This is a genomic window from Microbulbifer sp. 2205BS26-8 (assembly GCF_030731025.1).
Classification (GTDB): domain Bacteria; phylum Pseudomonadota; class Gammaproteobacteria; order Pseudomonadales; family Cellvibrionaceae; genus Microbulbifer; species Microbulbifer spongiae.
The window spans coordinates 38,544-56,388 of record NZ_JAVAMR010000005.1 but is presented as its reverse complement, the minus strand read 5'-3'; the positions used below and the strand labels follow the sequence as shown (position 1 = coordinate 56,388).

Here is a 17,845-nt window from a genome sequence, read left to right as displayed (position 1 = left end):
TTTACTAGGCTGGCACCTGCCCGCTGAAATTAAAAGGCCCCTTCGGGATCGAGTATCTGGTATTTGATTGCGAGCAGGGTCAATTCAACATCACTGCTGATATTCAGCTTCTCGAAAATCCTGTAACGGTAGCTGTTTACTGTTTTGGGGCTGACAGAGAGCGCCTGAGCGATCTCTGCAACCTTGGCCCCATTGACGATCATATCAGCGGTCTGGAGTTCACGCTTGGAAAGTTTTTCGAACGGGGAGCGGTTGCCCGCGTGACCGGAGACATTGCGCAGTGCCATTTTCGTCGCCATGGCGCTGCTGATATGCATCTTGCCGGACACCACGGTCCGAATTGCCTTAACCATCTCTGCCAGGTCAGCGCCTTTGGTGACATACCCGCGGGCGCCCGCCTCTATCAATCGACCGGGGAACAAATCGTCATCCAGGGCGCTCACTGCGACAACTTTCGCCTGCGGACAACGGTGCAGCAGTTTTCTTGTCGCTTCGAGCCCACCCATGCCGGGCATTTTTACATCCATGAGAATCACGTCGACTTCACGCTGGCGCACAAATTCCAAGGCTTCCTCGCCACAATTTGCCTCACCAACCACCTCTACACCCTCGACGTCACTCAACATGCGCGAAATCCCCATTCGCACAAGATCGTGATCGTCTACCACCAAGACTTTGATCAAGCTATCCCCAACTACGGATAAGTGCAGTGATTGCGCAGCGTATTCATCCCCACCGCCTGTGCCCTCAAAACTGCCTTCTTCTTTTTAATTGCGGGGAAACTGCCCCGCACAGATCCACCCCGAGAATCCAACGACAACATACCAAACAAAAACGCTACCGCAAAACAAAGCTGCCGTTTCAAATGCTGCCAAAAAGTCTGATCGGCAAAGAAATCTGCTGCGTTTATTGGCAATCGTTACACTGTAAAAACGTACCAAGTTATTTTCCTGTGATCAACAGGTTTTTATTTCGCACAATTTGCATGGCAAAAAGCCAAATAGCAAAGATTCTATGGATAATAGGATTCGAAATATATTCCCCACATTCAATTTCTTTCAGCTATATAAACTAAAGTATATACCACGTCACAAATATCTGTTGAATTATATGACATACAGGTAATTAGGCACCGAAATTTCCTATAAAATCCGTGTTGAGCGGTAACTGCATAAAACACTGGGAGCAATATGGGAATAACAGAGCTGTTGAAAACGCTGGATCGGCGCCGTCAGCAAGCTGCCTTTCAACTGGAGCGCTCCGCTACGGATAGTAGCGTGGCTCAGGCTCCAGTGACACGCCAAATTTGGCATACACGTCAGCGGCGATCTCCTCGGCCAGCCCCGTCAGTTCCTCCCCACTGCCCCTGCCGGGGTTGACCAGCACTAGAGCCTGCGAATCGTGAACCCCCACAGCATTGCGCCGGACCCCCCGCCAACCGGCGCGATCAATCAGCCATGCCGCAGCCAACTTCCAGCGATCCCCCGCCGCAAAAGCCACCAAACCCGGGTGTACCGCTTTGAGGCTTTCATAGAGCGCGGTTTCTACGACAGGGTTCTTGAAAAAGCTGCCAGCATTGGGAATGATCTCCGGCAACGGCAATTTGCTATTGCGGATATCCGTCACTGCCTGCGCCACCACAGCCGGCGTCAGCGCGCCACTCTCCCAATTGCGCTTTTGCAGATACCCATGTAGTGCGGGATAGCCGATACAGGGCTCCCATGCGCCGGGAAGCGCCAGGCTCACTTGGGTGATGATGTACTGGTCTCGTAGTGAACCCTTGAATACGCTATCGCGGTAGGCAAAGGCACAGTCTCCAGTATCGAATCTATGTATTTCCCCGCTGGCAATTTCCATTGCCTGCAAGCTGCTAAAACGATCGCGCAACTCGATTCCATAGGCACCGATATTTTGAATTGGTGCTGCACCCACTTTACCCGGGATCAAGGCAAGATTTTCCAGCCCGCCCAATCCCTTCTCTACCGTTGTCATCACCAATTGATGCCAATTCTCTCCGGCAGCGGCACTGACAGTGTGGCCAAAGTCGCCAGACTTGACTGAAAGACCCCGAAGATCCAACTGGATAGCCAGGCCGGGAAAATCCCCTGTCAAGACGATATTGCTGCCGCCACCCAAGGGTAAAATAGGAAGGCGCCGCTGCCGCGCAAAGGTCAGAGCTTCCCGCAACTGATCCAGTGTTTGCACCCGCGCAAAATGGGCACTCTGAGCAGAAATTGCCAGGGTATTGTGGGGTTGTAAATCGATATCGGATTCTATCATCGGAAAACAGCTTTAGCCGAAAAGCGCTCGTACGCGCTGAAGATCCCACTCCGTATCTATACCACCAGGCACTGCCGCACAGGCATCGGCTACATGAATATGTTCATCGTGGTACAAAAAACGCAGCTGTTCCAGAGCTTCGAACCGCTCAAGCGGGGCCACGGGCCAGGATACAAAGCTTGTCAGCAGCGCCACCCGATAGGCATAGATGCCAATATGTCGGCGGGGTTCCAGACCAGCGGGCAGTTCCGTGGCTTCCAGGCTAAAGGCGTCCCTCGGCCAGGGTATGGGTGCGCGGGAAAAATAACGCGCCATCCCCGATTTGGCAGCGACGACTTTTACAATATTCGGATTGCGAAAGTCATCCAGGGTCTGAATAGGCTCCGCCAGGGTGGCCACACCGACACGGGCGTTTGCCGCGAGATTTTGTGCAACCTGGTTGATAACCGGGGCCGGGATCAGAGGCTCATCCCCTTGCACATTCACCAGTATACGGTCGTCGGCAAACCCCAGATTCATTGCCACTTCCTGCAGGCGATCAGTGCCGGAGGCATGATCCGCCGAGGTCATACACACCGCCCCACCAAATGCCCGCACGACTTCGGCTACGCGCATATCATCAGTGGCGACAATCACCCTTTCGGCGCTGCTTTCCCGCGCTCGTTCATAGACGTGCTGCACCATGGGTTTGCCAGCAATATCCGCCAGGGGCTTGCCCGGTAATCGGCTGGCGGCGAAACGGGCGGGGATAATGACATCGAAAGGGCAATTATTTTTCATCATCAGAAAACAGCTGCAGGTGCCGGTGCACCTTTTGGTAGAACAAATCGGGTAACCTGGCGCGCACCTCCAGCGCCCACCAGTGGCTCTGCCAGAAATCGCGGCATTTTACCGCATCTTTCATCGTCATGATGACCGGTGTTTTACCATCAAAGTGCAGTTCCTGGGGGCTGAATTGATGGTGGTCAGCAAAGGGCTGCTCCATCACCCTAAAGCCCAGTTGGCGGAGCGTGCGGAAAAAGCGCCGGGGGTTACCGATCGCCGCCACTCCGTGGCAGGGACCGGGTTCCGGCCCCGAGGGCAATCGCAGTGTAGAAGTCTGATCGAGGTTGAATTGGTGCCAACAAGAGGGCTCCAGTGTCATCGGGAAATCCAGCAGATCCCCGCACTGTTGCCTGACGCACGTATCGGGCTCGCCGCTACTCACCACAATATCCACAGTCCGCAAACGCGTTTGGGGCTCTCTCAGAGGGCCGCACGGCAACATATGCCCATTGCCGAGACCGCGCAGGCCATCCACCACACAAATTTCCAGGCTGCGCCAAAGACTGTAGTGCTGCAAACCATCATCGGACAAAATGACATCGCACTGGTGATAATCAATCAGTGCCCGGGCTGCCTCTGTGCGATTGGGGGAAACCATCACCGGCACGCCGGAAATCAGGTGCAACATCAGGGGTTCATCCCCGCATTCCAGCGGGTGTGATTGAGCCGTCACCTGGTAGGGGTAGCGCCTGGCCCGCCCGCCATATCCGCGACTGACAATACCGGGGTTTCTGCCTCGCTCTTTCAACCAGCGCGCGAGTTCCGCAACCAACGGCGTTTTGCCGGCACCACCAACGGTGATATTACCCACTACAATGACCGGCAGTGGCAGTGGCGGCCTGCGGGCCTTCCTGATCCTGCGCCGCTCGCTCAATTGACGGTAGAGTATCTCCAGCGGTGTGAGCAGATAGAGAGCCCGCCCCCCGCCCTTTTTTGGATACCAGCGCCTGTTGAACCAGTCTTCCAGTGACATCCCCGTGCCCTACCCCATCGTCTGCCGTTGCAACAATACGGCATAATGCCCACCGCGTGCGAGCAACTCCGAGTGATCGCCGCTCTCCACTATACGGCCCCTCTCCATCACCAGGATACGGTCTGCATTTTCAATCGTACTCAGGCGATGGGCAATGACAAACGTCGTGCGGTTTTTCATCACCTCTTTCAGGGCGGCCTGAATATGGCTTTCGGATTCATTATCCAATGCTGAAGTCGCCTCATCCAGAATAAGAATGGGGGCATCCTTGAGCAGGGCTCGTGCAATTGACAGGCGCTGGCGCTGGCCGCCGGAGAGTGTCTGCGCATTGTCACCCAGAGCGGTCTCCAGCCCCTGAGGCAATGCTTCAATAAACTGAGCCGCATGCGCCTGCTCTATGGCGCGCAGTACATTTTTACGAGGAGCATTTTCCAGTTCGCCATAGGCGATATTGCGGTAAACGGTATCGTTAAACAGAACAATATTCTGCGATACCATGCTGATATGACGACGCAATTCGGTGACAGGTACAGTGGAGATATCTGTGCCATCCACTAGAATACGCCCGCCACTGGGTTCATAAAAACGGGCCAGCAGGCTTACCAGGGTGCTTTTGCCGGAACCCGAGGCCCCGACCAGAGCCACAGTTTCCCCCGCTCCCACAGAAAAGCTGATCCTTTCAAGTACTTTCGGTGCGGCCTCGTCATAGCTGAACTCCAGCGCATCAAAACTGACCGCCCCACGCACCGGTCTGGATAATCTCTGGTTACCCCCCTGGGGTTCCTTGGGCGCATCCATTACCTCGAAGATGCTCTCTGCCGCAGCAATGCCTTTTTGAATATCCGCAAACACCTCAGAGAGACTGCGCACCGGTTTTGCCAGGGAGGCCGCAGCACCGATATAGGCGGCAAAAACCCCGGCAGTCATGGACTCCACCATTCCCGGTGCCAAGGCCAGCCATACAATAGTGGCCGTCGAGAGCCCTACCAAAATCTGGATAACCGACACACTGGCAGTATTAGTCACCACCAATTTCATAAATTGTCTGCGATTATTGTCACTGGCAGACAGAAAGCGGGAACGCTCATAGGCCTGACCACCGTACATGCGCACAACCTGGTAGCCATTGATAGCTTCCTGGGTGACATGGGTAACATCTCCCATGGAGTTCTGAATGCGATGACTCAATTTTCGAAATCGCTTGCCAACTACCCGCACAATAAAAGCGATCAGCGGCGCAAACAGAAAAAAGGTCAAAGTGAGTTTCCAGTTCACCAACAGCAGGTATATCAACAAGCCGAGCGTGGTAAAGGATTCACGGAAAAGCACCTTGATCGCCTTGGTGATGGCATTGGTTACCTGCTCAACGTTATAGGAAACTTTGGAAATCAGGTAGGCGCCGGTATAACGGTCAAAATAGGCACTGGGGAGCTGACCGATCTTTTCGAACAATTCGGTGCGAAGCTGATGAATCACCGCGCGTGCCACGTAGGCAAGGCCGTAGCTGCCAATAAAGTTGCCCAGCGCCCGCAACACAATAATCAACAGCATCGCCAGAGGTACCAGCCAGCGCGCGGTTTCCTGGGGCATCACGCCACCGGGATAGTGGGAAGCCACAAATTTGGAGAGAAAGCCGCGCTTTTCCGAAATACCTGCCCCCACGGCATCGAGCAGCAGCTCGGTAACGGCAATCAAGCTGACGCCCATCACAGAAAACAGCAAAAACCCCAAGACTGCAACACCAAAAATGGCGATATGCGGCCGGGCGTAAATGAGTAGTCGGCGATAGGTTTGCGCCCCGTGTTGCGGTTTGCTGGGGAGCGGGGTTACTCTCTTCATACAGACCAATGAATGGACGCACCCAAACGGGGTGCATTCACGCGTGAAGCCCACCATCTGTCACAGCCAGATACAGGCTCTGCGCGCTAGTTTTGTTCCGGTTGCCGTGTAGTAATGCTTAGGTTGACAAAGCCCAACTGTCCAGCGGCATCCAGTGCCCGAACCACGGCCTGATGGTGGGCAGTGGCGTCAGCGGTGATCACAAGCGGGCGATTGTACTCGCCTGCGGAAACTTCTGACAGTGCGGATTTCAAGGTGGTCAGTTTTTTGTTGATCAACGCCTGGCCCTCCACGGCGTAAGTACCGTCTGCGCTGATCAAAATTTCCACAGCACGGGGTTCCTCTGCCGCCTGGGGTCCAGCGGCTTCCGGCAGATTCAGCTTGAGGTGGCTCTCTTTGGTAAAAGTGGTAGACACCATAAAGAAAATCAATAGGAGAAAAACCACGTCAATCAGCGGCGTGAGGTTCACTCCATCAGACTCTTTGGCTTGGCGGCGAAAGTGCATCGGCTGCAACCTCGCTCAGGCTACAGCTTTGATGTTGCGGTCACTGTGCAAAACATCCACAAGCTTTACGGCCTCCTGTTCCATCGCAACCACAATGGCATCCACCCGGCGCTGGAAATATCTGTGCGCCATCAGCGCGGGAATAGCCACGGTCAGGCCTGCAGCGGTGGTGATCAAGGCCTGGCTGATACCTCCGGCCAGTACCCCGGCATTACCGGTTCCCTCCAGCATAATGGCGGTAAAAACCTGGATCATGCCAATCACGGTGCCGAGCAGGCCAATCAATGGCGCAACTGCTGCAATCGTGCCCAACACACCCAAATAGCGCTCGAGTTCATGTACCACTTGATTCGCAGTCTCCTCAATACTGTCTTTCATCACCTCGCGACCATAGCGGGAACTGGACAGGCCGGAGGCAAAAATGCGCCCCAGGGGGCTGGAGTCCCGCAACGCTTTGAGTTGCTCCGCCTGTACCGGATTGTTTTTCAGCCACCCCCAAACTTCACTCAACAGGGTTGGCGGCGCTATGCGCTGAGGGTGCAATGTCCACAAGCGTTCAATACAGATCGCAATCACAGCAACGGAACAGAGCAGGATCGGCAGCATCAGCCAGCCACCGGATTTTATGATTTCTAACACGTTTCTCAGCCCTAAACAGCGAGAGGGATTCCGGGAGTGTATCTACTGCATAACAGATACGGGTTCAGCACTTTATCACAGCTACTCCCGGCGGCTAAGTCCTCTACCATGTCCTGTCTCATCGCTGTGACCCGCATACCAAAACCGCGCAGCGGAGCGGGCCAGGTTCACCTGGGGCTGGCCGATGCCTTCCCGCCAAGTAAATGCCACCGCGCCACTTTGCGCGGTATTGAAGATTTGCGTGCCCATTGTGCGGTAACGCTCGACCACTTCGGCATGGGGATGGCCAAAGTGATGGCGGAAACCTGCGCTAAAAACAACCCTCTTCGGCTTCGACCAAACCAGCAGACTTGTCGATGACGAAGTTCTGGACCCATGGTGTGGTGCCACCAGTAGATCCACTGGCGGGAAGTCGGGGTACCTCTGCTGTAAGTGGCTTTCCACCGCACTGCTGATATCCCCTGTCAGCAACAATCGAACCTCGCGCCACTGTACCAGGGCGACACAACTGTGGTCATTTTCTGTACCGCTCAGCGCCTCTCCCTGAGGCCAGAGCCAATCAATAGTGATATCGCCGATACTGACGCTTCTGCCGGCCACACAGGGTTCCGTTGGCACACTGGAATTACCCGCCAGCTTGAATACCAATCGCCCCGGAGCAAACAGCCTCTCCGGCAGGAAAGTCTTCAGCACCCCCTGTACACCACCGGCGTGATCCCTGTCCCCATGGCTGACAATCAGCGCATTCAGAGTGGTAGCCCGCGCCGCCGCAAGGTGAGGGACGACTATGGCGCTACCGGCGTTCCAACCGGTTGAAGACAGGGGACCTGCGTCATAGACGACATGGGCTTGTGAAGAGTAAAACACCAGGGCCAGCCCCTGACCGACATCCAGGGCGGTGAAGTGAAACCCCTGGCGCTCCGGCATCGACAAAGGCAGCAGTGGCTGGAGCAGAGGCAGCAGAAACAGCCAGCCCAGCTTGCGCCCCGGCCAACCCCGTGGTAGCAACAGCACCAGTACACCCAGCGCGGCAACCGCCAGCAGTACTGGGTCGTGCGGCGCCGCCAGGGTCTGCCAACTGGGCAGCAGGCGATCCACTGTCTCCAGGCACCTTATCAAAAGGTCCAGTTGCCAGCCGGCAAACCTGAAACAGAGAAGCCCTAAGCCCGTCTCCATCAACAGAGCGCCCAACATCAGCACAGGTAGGATAAGCACACCCAACCAGGGAATCGCTACCAGGTTAAACAACATACCGCCGGCACTGAAACCGGAGAAAAAGACTGCCGAAGGCAGAATCAATCCCAGAGCTACCAGCCACTGGCTGCGCAACAGCTGCAGAATATGGGTGAGCCACAGGGGTTGCATTGCGGGATAGGCCTCTGCTTCCGACACCTGGGAAGTCGATACCGGCACAGGTCCCAGTGCCAAGCGCCCCCTGAAACCCAACAGCAGGGCTGCGACTGCACTGAACGACAACCAGAATCCCACTGCGTAAAAAGCCAGCGGCTGCAGGACTAGCACCAGGGCAAGTGCCAGGGCAAAGGCAATGCCGGCACCTATACGACGCCGCCAATGCCAACCCAGCAGCAAGACCCAGGTCATCACCAACGCCCTCTGCGCTGAGAGGGGCGCACCGGCTAGCAGGGTATAGATCAGGGTGCCCGCCAGAGCCAATACCACAGGCAGGACAGCGGGGGTGGTGCCTGTCAAAATACCGGCGCCCCGGGCAATACCATGACCGAAAAGCAATAGAAATCCCGCGACCATTCCCACATGCAGCCCGGAAATCGCTAGCAGATGCGCTGTACCGGTCCGCTTCAGCAGATCTCGATCCGCCTGAACAAGACCGCTGCGATCGCCCAGCAACAGCGCACTGATCAGTGCTGTCCGCCCCACCGGCAGTGCGTGCAGCCTGTCGCGCAGCACACCACGCAGCGACACGATTCCCGTACCCTGCCCCAACCACAGCGGGGTCGCATCTCCAGGACGCACATAGCCCGTTGCATATATCCCCCGTTGCAGAAGCCATTGCTCAAAATCAAAACTGTGAGGGTTCACACTGCCCCGCGGGCGCATCAGGCGCACCGGCAACAACCAGCGGCTGTCGCCGCGCAGTCGGGGCAGAGTGTCGGCATCGACACGATACCAGGTGAGATACAAGAGGCTACCCGCTGCAACCGGGCTTCGCCCTGTGTCCGCAGGGGTCCCCAAAACCACCGCCTGAAAACGCACACTGCCTGCCACCGACCCGCCCCATTGATCGCCGGTACTGGAGCGGATTTCCGGCAGGGATACGATTTGGACTCGGAGCAGATGGTCGGAGCCATGTCTCTCAATGGGCAGGCGTTGTTGCAGCGCTTTCTGGTTGCTCCACAAGCCCCAGCCGGCACCGGCAAGGGAAGCTGCCAGCAGTATCAGTGCGGGCCTGTAGCGAGGCCATATCAGCAGTACCAGGGCCAATGCCACATAGGCGCCCAGCAGCAGCCCTGTTTCAGGCAGTTCAGGAAGGCAACCAAGGCCTATGATGGACAGTGAAAATAACCAGAGCAGCAGGGTGGGACCCCAGAGTTGTTTCTCACCAGATACCCTCCACAAATAAGGCATATCCATTTCCCCGCAGCGCCCGCCCGATTCAATGCCTTCACATCAACAGGCGGTATCCCCCATGCGCACTTGCATCAAGCCTGGGATAGCTAGAAACCCAACACAGGTACAAGCGAGGCAAAAGAAACGGGGTATCGTTACCTTATTACTGCCGCCCGGCGACATTAGCACCTCTGAATGACACTTATCAGTCATATTATTTTAAAAAAAGTGCCATGTTTAACATTTTTGTAATATTTAGGACGCAGAATCCGCACCAGATTGAGGGGGCGCCAATACAAGTGAACGAAAAGACCCCCTCTGCCCAAAACCATAAACTGTGCGAGACGATTATGAACAAGACTGCGCTCTCTCTGGCCATCGTTACCCTGATCCCCACTGTGGTCATTGCTCAGGACGAAGGCGAAATAGTGGATTTTTACGGCAAAGCCAATGTCACTCTGCACTCCTTCGACGAGGGAGATGGCTCTGCCACCGACGTCCAGAGCAATGCCTCCCGCCTGGGCGTGAAGGGTGAAATCGCTTTGACGGAGAGTATCAAGGGTATCTACCGTATGGAATACGAAGTGGATATGGACGGCGATGCCGAAGATACCTTTTCCCAACGCAATATCTACGCTGGCCTGGAGGGCGGTTTCGGCCAGGTTATCGCCGGCAAGTTTGACACCCCCCTAAAAGTTGCCCAAAAGAAAGTGGATCTGTTCAACGACCTGGAGGGCGACATCAAGAGTCTGATTACCAAGAGCGACAACCGCGAAACAGACAGCTTTCAGTACACAACTCCGTCTTTCGCTGGCTTTAAAGCTTCTGCCGCTTACATCAGCCACAAAGACGCAGTCATTGGCTATGAGGTAATCGGCCTGGATGAAGCCGGGGATGAAATACTCAGGGAAATCACACGGGAAAACGGTGTTTCCGTCTCGATTGCTTACGACAACAACGGTGTTTACCTGGCCTACGCCGTTGACCAGGATGTTGAAGAGAATGACCGTGACGTTCAGCGCTTCGTCGCCCAATACAATATTGGCTCCCTGCAGGTTGGTGCCCTTTTCGAAGACCAGGAGAAGGCTGACGGTAGCCGCCAGGACGGTTGGATGGGCTCTGTTGCCTACAAGATTGAGCCGTGGACCCTGAAAGCCCAATACGGCCATTCCGACATTGTCAAAGAGGACGGTAAAACCTATAGCCTTGGGGTCGACTACAAGTTCAGCAGCGCGGCCAAGGTTTTTGGTTTCTACACTGACGAAAGTGCAGAGGCTGGCTACGACCGCAACTACGCAGGCATCGGCGCCGAGTACAAATTCTAGGCGCGCTTGCCATGCTGTCGACTCCAAGTGGGAAGGACTATCTGATCACCCTACCCTGTGAGTACTCAAACGGCGGCCACTGGCCGCCGTTTGAAGACTCGCTTGCCAGTCCTTTCACCGCTGACAACACGGGCCACTAAATCACCAACAAATCCATAAAGCGATGTACCGGCAGACTGCAAAGGCGTTGCTGATCCTGGCATAACGCCAGAACCTTCTCCACTTGGCCCGAAGGAAAGCGTGAGGCCAGGTTCTGGCGGAACTTATGCTCCAGCAGGGGAATTCCCTCCTGCCGGCGACGGCGGTGTCCAATGGGATATGCCACCTCGACCTTTTTTGTCGAGCTGCCATCCCGAAAAAAAACCTGCACTGCATTGGCAATAGAGCGTTTGTCCGGGTCCAGGTAATCCCTTGAGTAGCCTCCGTCTTCAATCACCGACATTTTGTCGCGCAGCACATCAATTTCCGGATGCGCCCTATGGAAATCATCTTCGTAGTATTCAGCCTGCAGATTGCCCAATAACAACGACACCGCAACCACATACTGGAGACAGTGGTCCCTATCCGCCGTATTCGTCAATGGGCCACGTTTGGAGATAATACGAATCGCTGACTCCTGCGTTGTCACCACAATCCTGTCAACCTCCGAAAGCCTTTCAGCCACCTGTGGGTGCAGGACAATGGCTGCTTCACAGGCAGTCTGGCTGTGAAACTCGGCCGGAAAGGAAACCTTAAACAGAATGTTCTCTATCACATAAGACCCATAGCCGCGGGAAAATAGAAACTGCCTGTCTCCCTCCACCTTCACTTTCTGATCCGCATTGGTTTTGCTAAAACAGACATCGTAAAAACCCCACTGTTTTGCACTGAGTGCGGTGGGAACGCCCATTTCCCCACGCAGTGCCATCTGCGCAAGCCAAAGCCCCCTGGATGCAGCGTCTCCCGCTGCCCAGGACTTGCGTGAACCGGTATTGGGGGCGTGCCGGTAGGTACGCAGGGCGCTGCCATCTACCCAGGCCAGGGATACTGCCGACATTATTTCCGCCCGGCTGCCACCTTTCATCCAGGCCGTGACCGCCGCTGAAGCTACCCGCACCAAGACTACATGGTCAAGGCCAACACGGTTAAAGCTGTTTGCGATCGCCAGTACACCCTGAATCTCGTAGGCTTTGACCATGGCCTCAAGCACTGTTTGCATCGACATCTGGGGGCCGCCCTGCACCAACTGCTCCCGCGACAGAAAGTCGCCCATCGCGAGTATGGCGCCCAGGTTATCGGAGGGATGACTCCATTCCGCGGCCAACCAGGTATCGTTGAAATCCAGCCAGCGTATTGTACAGCCGATATCCCAGGCCGCTTTCACTGGATCCAGTTGCAACCGGGTGCCCGGCACTCGCGCGCCACCAGGTACCCAGGTTCCTTCCACCACAGGGCCCAGCAACTTGGTACATTCAGGAAAACGCAACGCCAGCAGTGCACAGCCAAGGGCATCCATCAGGCAATAGCGTGCTGCATCCCAGGCTGCATCGGAATCTATCGGGTAATCCAGCACATAGTCAGCGATATCCTGGATGACAGAATCATAATCGGGCCGGGTATTCTGCTCGACAGCGGGGTGCATAGTGGGACTTTCCTGTTGAAGAAGCGCATAGAGTGTAACTGCTGTTGATCTCCAAGCTCTTCGAGAGCGCCAACCGCCAGGACTCAAACCATTGTATCCAAAAGACACGGGTCAACCGGATACCTGTTTGATTCATATTACGCCGGGCCTTGCCGCCACTGCCACAAAATAGTGTGAAGTGGAAAAAATCTGACACCAAAGTCTCTGCGCGCGTTTATTCACGATCACAATAAACCGTGAGGTGCGCATAACCCTCCGGCAATCACCCCTGAAATACAAACAGTACTGTTCGTTGCGTCAGCATTTCAAAGTCCTGAAAAAACGCCGCTAATGACATTTCCGCTAACGTCATTGATTGCCGGGCAAACCGGCCACTAGGGCATCGAACAAAAATAGAAAAGCGGGCCAAAAGACCCGCTTTTCTAGAGGCGCTGGCAGAGCTGGCAGCTAACAACCACCAAACCCCACACGACAACAGTTCTTTCAACGAGCAATCCGAGAATCACTCACAGGGAACAACATCTTCCGCCAGCAGTCCTTTGTCACCTTGTTGCATTTCGAACTCAACCGCCTGCCCCTCATTAAGGGTCTTATAACCCTCACCGCGGATGCTGCGGTAGTGCACAAAAATATCTTCAGTTCCTTCTCCACAGGTGATGAAGCCATAACCCCTTGCGTTATTAAACCACTTCACAGTACCTGTAACGCGATCACTCATTGAGACAACCTCATTATTGTTATTGCGCCTACCTCTATTACCCCATGCGTAAAGAGGGACAAACGCCACCCTATTGTTAACAGACTGCACAGTGCAGAATGCTATCTTGAATCATCCTTTGGACAGAAATCCAGCGAACGTAAACTGATTTTTAGATAAAATAGCGCCAGTGTCTAGTTTTCTATGTGAAATAAATACTAGCTTTGTACCTATCCGCGTAATTAACCGTCAAAAGCCTAGCAAAGGGCAGTATTAATATGACTCCCATGTATCTTATTGTACCTGCGGCGAGCTGTCACACACCGCTTCCTGCGTTAATGAAGGAATATCGGCAATATGCACGGTAGAGGTAGGAAATGCACAGGAAGCGCCATGGCTCTCGACAATCTTCAAGATTGATAACAAAATCTCCTGCTTAATCTCGTGAAAACGGATCCAGTCCGTCGTTCGCGTAAACGTATATACAAAGAAATCCAACGATGAGGCGGCAAAGCTGTTGAAGTTAACAATAAGTGTTCGATTGACATCTATTTCAGGGTGTCGCTGTAGCATTGCCTTTACATCTGAAACAATCGGCGCCATCAAGTGCGCGTCTTCATAACGGATTCCAATAGTTTCGAAAATCCTTCGGTTTAGCATACGAGAGGGGTTTTCTACTGCGATCTGAGTGAAAATGCTATTGGGCACATAGACCGGGCGCAGATCGAATGTGCGTATCCGGGTAAGGCGCCAACCAATATCCTCAACTGTGCCCTCAATCTCCTTATCTGGCGATCGAATCCAGTCCCCCACCGCAAAGGGGCGGTCCAGATAGATCATCAGGCCACCAAAAAAATTCGCCAGCAGGTCCTTGGCCGCGAAACCGACTGCCAGTCCACCGATCCCACCAAACGCCAGCAGACCACTCACGCTGTAGCCCAGAAACTGCATAATCACAATGCCAGCGGTAACGGCTATAGAGGCCCTGACAAGCTTGCCGATCGCGCGTACCGTGGTTGCATCCATCGGCTTGCCGATATAGCGGGGATTGCTCAGGTTGCACTCGATACTGTGGGAGAAGCGCCAGGCAAACCAGGCCAGAACCAGGATCAGCCCTATCTCACGCACCGGTTCTGCCACAGAGAAGATTTCCGCACCGGTTGCCCGTCCGGCATACTGCGCCGCAAGCGTCAGTCCCAGTAGCCACGCCAAAACCTGCCCCGGGGGCGACAGTGCCCGCACCAGGGCATCATCCCAGGGATTTTCTGTCTTTTCAGCCCGAGCTGCGAACCGCAGGACGAAACGGCCATACATCCAGGCAACTACTGCCGCAATCAGCACGAACAGGAAGACGATCACGATCCAGGCGCGATTCTCACCAAACCAGGTCAGAAGCAAGTGCTCTACAGATTCCACCAATACCCCCTAAATGCTAACAACGTTACAGCCCCCTACCCCCTCAACGCTTCCACCATAGGGATGGGGCTACCCTGGCACCACAGCCAGAGGTAATCTCAATACCTTATTGACACCAAGCCAACAATCTCAGACGCAACCGCGATGGCGCTGTAGCGCAGAGTCAGCCCATTTGTCTTGACGATCTCATCGGACAGGTAGGGCAGAGGGCTCACGGCCGCTGAATACCCGGAAATTCTCTAGGCTAAAACGCGTGCCATGGATACTCTGAAGAACCAACAATCCACAGCGATCCACCCGACGGCAGTCAATGGTGCCAGGTTGAAAGCCAGTCGCGCGTTCTGTGCCAACGGGCATTCGTTTCCAGTTCAGCCCAGGCAGTAATAGAGGGCCTGCCGCGCATGGCGCCCAGGCGCACACGGGATTCTGGTTGTGGCACAACCCCCTGCAGCGCAGCGAGGGCTTCCCGGGCCCCCTCACGACTGTTGCACACTACCCCCATATCGCAGCCGGCCTCCAGGGCAGCCCGAATTCTTTCCCCATAGCCGCCAATGATAGCGGCACCTTTCATGGAAAGGTCATCGCTAATGATAACCCCGTCAAAGCCAAGGCGTCCCCGCAGGATATCCTGTAGCCAGTAGCGGGAAAAGCCCACAGGCCGGTCATCGACATTCACGAAGTGAATATGAGCCGGCATCACTGCGTCCAGCTCCGAGGTACCGATACAATCAATAAATGGCAAGGCATCGGACTCCATCACCTGATCCAGGGTGCGCCCATCCTCTGGCAATTCCATATGGCTGTCTTCAAGCACGTGGCCGTGGCCGGGAAAATGCTTGCCGGTAGCCGCCATGCCCGCCTCCCGCATACCCTGAATAAATGGGCGTACAAATGCCGTCAGGCGTTTCGGATCTGCGCAAAAACTGCGGTCGCCAATGACCCGACTGTATGCATCATCTGCATCCAAAACCGGCGCAAAACTGAAATCCACTCCCACTGCCAGCAATTCCGCTGCCAACAGCCAACCCACATCCCGCAATTGCTTTTGTGAGGCTCTTGCGGACAGGGACTGCAGGGATGGCAGACGGGTAAATTCATCGCGAAAACGCTGGACCCTGCCCCCTTCCTGATCGACAGCCAACAACAACTCCGGGCGCAACGCACGGATCGCCGCGATCAACTCCTGCAATTGGGCCCGGTTGTGGTAGTTACGCGCGAAAAAAATCACCCCTCCCACGAGTGGATGCTGCAGCAATTCACAATCCTCACTGGAAAGTTCAAGTCCCTCGATATCGACCATAACCGGTCCCAGCGGTGCGGACATAATAAGCTCCTTGAATAGTTCCGCCGCCTGAACACCCCTTTCAGAGGCTATGTTTCAACAACCTGTAGCATGGCAGCGGCAGCAGGCACCAGTCGTTCCAGGGTCTCTGGCAAACTGCTCTGCGCACCAAAATCCTCTCTCAGGATAGCCTCTATGGCATCGAAACTCGACAGCGTAAAGATGGTTGCACCCAGCATGAAGTACAGGCGCCAGTAGAAGGTGACAGGGTCTATCCCGGGGAGGGCCTCTGCCAGCAGACCGGCAAAACGGCGGTAGCTATCGCCATACCGGGACACGATAAAACGGCGCAAATGCCCCTGGAACTGCGTATAGGCCAACCCTAAAAGGCGCATGAAACGCTGGGGATCGCGACCATGTTCGCCGAGGCTGCCGAGCCCCACCCGGTAGAGACTCCCCAGCAGGTCTTCCACACGCAGGTGTCGACCAGATGCAGCACACCCGTCCAGTTCTGACTCCAGCGCGCAGGTGAACGGGGTTAAAAAACGTTCAAACACCGCCTGAATCAATGCCTTCTTTGAACCAAAATGATAATTGACGGCGGCCAGGTTGACCCCGGCCGTGCTGGTGATTGTCCTTAAGGATGTCTCGGTAAAGCCGCGCTCCGAAAACAGGATCTCTGCGGCGTCCAGTATGCGGATAACGGTGTCCGTATGGCTCATAAGCAGTCAACCAGGATTTAAAACAGGTGTTTGATTCTGGCCAGACTAGCACACTCCACCGCCGGTCTGTCGACACCCTATTCTACTCCCATATCCCGATCAATCATTGAGGCTGTGATCAGGAGGGGGTAGCGGTTGGGAGCACGTTGTCGATAAAGACCGCTCCTTTGGAAGAAGTATGGTTTGCTCAGTTATCGCTAACCCGGTCGTGGCATACATTGCCGGGTCATTGCAATACAAGCGGCGCAGCCAGCAGCTCCGGGCCGGCGCGAGTCACAAAAGCAGCCAGTTCAATTGCGCTGTTTTTTAAATGCGACGCTTTGTTTGCCGGTTAAAATACGAGATGGAGGCAGGCGCGACACACGGGAAAAATTCTGCTTACTCCTGGGGCCGCATAAATTGCAGTATCAGGTCTGCCGCCTCCTCTACCGTTTCCACGATGTGGAATAAATCCAGATCGCCTGCATCAATGCAATCTCGCTCCAAGACCGTATCCACCAGCCAGTTGTAGAGACCACGCCAGTAGTTTCTATCCACTAATACAATGGGAAACCGTCGCACTTTTTGTGTCTGAACCAAAGTTAATGCCTCAAACAATTCATCCAAAGTACCGTAGCCCCCCGGCAGACCCACAAAGCCCACAGCGTGTTTGACAAACATAAATTTACGCACAAAGAAATAACGGAAATTTAAACTGATATCCTGATACGGGTTGGCTGTCTGCTCAAAAGGAAGCTCAATGTTCAACCCAATTGAAGTGCCCGGCAGGGCAAAAGCTCCGCGATTACACGCCTCCATCAAACCCGGTCCCCCACCGGTGATTACCGAAATACCCTCTGCGGCCAATAACTCACCGAGCTTCACACCTTGCCGGTACTCGGGACTACTCTCGGTAAAGCGCGCGCCCCCAAAAACCGTAACCGCGCCACTAAGTGCGATCAGACGTTCAATGCCATCTACCAACTCCGACTGTATGCGCAGCACCCGCCATGCCTCAGCCATTTTTGCATCCAGCATCGTTCCCTCTCTGTCAGGCCTTTCAACAAGCGTGTTTCATTCCCAGTTTTCATAACCAATGTAGCAGCATATACAGCGGGGGTGCATTGGGATTGCATATACATCAATTCTGTATAT

General features: G+C 54.8%; 16 protein-coding genes. 1 reads left to right on the top strand and 15 read right to left on the bottom strand.

Annotation, left to right across the window (positions count from 1 at the left end):
• Positions 1–29 precede the first annotated feature (29 nt).
• From Q5Y71_RS02880 to Q5Y71_RS02845, 8 genes are all read right to left on the bottom strand, one after another.
• Positions 30–683 (bottom strand): response regulator, encoded by a 654-nt coding sequence (locus Q5Y71_RS02880; RefSeq protein WP_306039922.1) that lies wholly within the window; start codon positions 681–683, stop codon positions 30–32.
• Between the two features lie 580 nt (positions 684–1,263).
• Complete coding sequence (murB, locus tag Q5Y71_RS02875; RefSeq protein ID WP_306039920.1) at positions 1,264–2,280, bottom strand: UDP-N-acetylmuramate dehydrogenase; 1,017 nt, start codon at positions 2,278–2,280, stop codon at positions 1,264–1,266.
• Between the two features lie 12 nt (positions 2,281–2,292).
• Positions 2,293–3,060: a 3-deoxy-manno-octulosonate cytidylyltransferase gene (gene kdsB, locus Q5Y71_RS02870; RefSeq protein ID WP_306040040.1), complete on the bottom strand. Its 768-nt coding sequence runs from the start codon at positions 3,058–3,060 to the stop codon at positions 2,293–2,295.
• Complete coding sequence (gene lpxK / locus Q5Y71_RS02865; RefSeq protein WP_306039919.1) at positions 3,050–4,078, bottom strand: tetraacyldisaccharide 4'-kinase; 1,029 nt, start codon at positions 4,076–4,078, stop codon at positions 3,050–3,052. Before lpxK ends, kdsB begins: the two co-directional genes overlap by 11 nt.
• Positions 4,079–4,087: 9 nt before the next feature.
• The gene (gene msbA, locus Q5Y71_RS02860; protein WP_301418529.1) at positions 4,088–5,917 is read right to left on the bottom strand and encodes a lipid A export permease/ATP-binding protein MsbA; all 1,830 of its coding nucleotides are present in this window, start codon (positions 5,915–5,917) and stop codon (positions 4,088–4,090) included.
• An 86-nt stretch (positions 5,918–6,003) separates the two neighbouring features.
• A complete protein-coding gene (locus Q5Y71_RS02855; RefSeq protein WP_301418527.1) occupies positions 6,004–6,423 on the bottom strand; it encodes a biopolymer transporter ExbD in 420 nt (139 codons plus the stop codon).
• A 15-nt stretch (positions 6,424–6,438) separates the two neighbouring features.
• Positions 6,439–7,062 carry a MotA/TolQ/ExbB proton channel family protein gene (locus tag Q5Y71_RS02850; RefSeq protein WP_306039915.1) on the bottom strand — a complete coding sequence of 208 codons (624 nt, stop codon included), beginning with the start codon at positions 7,060–7,062 and terminating at the stop codon, positions 6,439–6,441.
• A gap of 81 nt (positions 7,063–7,143) precedes the next feature.
• Entirely contained in the window at positions 7,144–9,666 is a 2,523-nt protein-coding gene (locus Q5Y71_RS02845; RefSeq protein ID WP_306039913.1) for a DNA internalization-related competence protein ComEC/Rec2, read from the bottom strand.
• Between the two features lie 332 nt (positions 9,667–9,998).
• Here Q5Y71_RS02845 and Q5Y71_RS02840 point away from each other — a divergent pair, with 332 nt between their 5' ends.
• Positions 9,999–10,973, top strand: a complete 975-nt coding sequence (locus Q5Y71_RS02840) for a porin (protein WP_306039911.1) — start codon at positions 9,999–10,001, stop codon at positions 10,971–10,973.
• 136 nt (positions 10,974–11,109) lie between these two features.
• Here Q5Y71_RS02840 and Q5Y71_RS02835 read toward each other — a convergent pair whose 3' ends face one another.
• The 7 genes from Q5Y71_RS02835 to Q5Y71_RS02805 all read right to left on the bottom strand — a co-directional run bounded on the left by Q5Y71_RS02835 (position 11,110) and on the right by Q5Y71_RS02805 (position 17,728).
• On the bottom strand, positions 11,110–12,594 hold the full coding sequence (locus Q5Y71_RS02835; protein ID WP_306039910.1) for a bifunctional 2-methylcitrate dehydratase/aconitate hydratase: 1,485 nt from the start codon (positions 12,592–12,594) through the stop codon (positions 11,110–11,112).
• A gap of 262 nt (positions 12,595–12,856) precedes the next feature.
• On the bottom strand, positions 12,857–13,081 hold the full coding sequence (locus Q5Y71_RS02830; protein WP_306039908.1) for a hypothetical protein: 225 nt from the start codon (positions 13,079–13,081) through the stop codon (positions 12,857–12,859).
• A gap of 15 nt (positions 13,082–13,096) precedes the next feature.
• The gene (locus tag Q5Y71_RS02825) at positions 13,097–13,312 is read right to left on the bottom strand and encodes a cold-shock protein (RefSeq protein WP_020413094.1); all 216 of its coding nucleotides are present in this window, start codon (positions 13,310–13,312) and stop codon (positions 13,097–13,099) included.
• A 273-nt stretch (positions 13,313–13,585) separates the two neighbouring features.
• The gene (locus Q5Y71_RS02820) at positions 13,586–14,707 is read right to left on the bottom strand and encodes a mechanosensitive ion channel family protein (RefSeq protein ID WP_301418513.1); all 1,122 of its coding nucleotides are present in this window, start codon (positions 14,705–14,707) and stop codon (positions 13,586–13,588) included.
• 307 nt (positions 14,708–15,014) lie between these two features.
• Positions 15,015–16,031, bottom strand: coding sequence for a beta-N-acetylhexosaminidase (gene nagZ, locus Q5Y71_RS02815; RefSeq protein ID WP_306039899.1), 1,017 nt, complete (start codon positions 16,029–16,031; stop codon positions 15,015–15,017).
• Between the two features lie 47 nt (positions 16,032–16,078).
• Positions 16,079–16,711, bottom strand: a complete 633-nt coding sequence (locus Q5Y71_RS02810; RefSeq protein WP_306039897.1) for a TetR/AcrR family transcriptional regulator — start codon at positions 16,709–16,711, stop codon at positions 16,079–16,081.
• Positions 16,712–17,089: 378 nt separating this feature from the next.
• Positions 17,090–17,728, bottom strand: coding sequence for a TIGR00730 family Rossman fold protein (locus Q5Y71_RS02805; RefSeq protein WP_301418507.1), 639 nt, complete (start codon positions 17,726–17,728; stop codon positions 17,090–17,092).
• Positions 17,729–17,845: the final 117 nt, after the last annotated feature.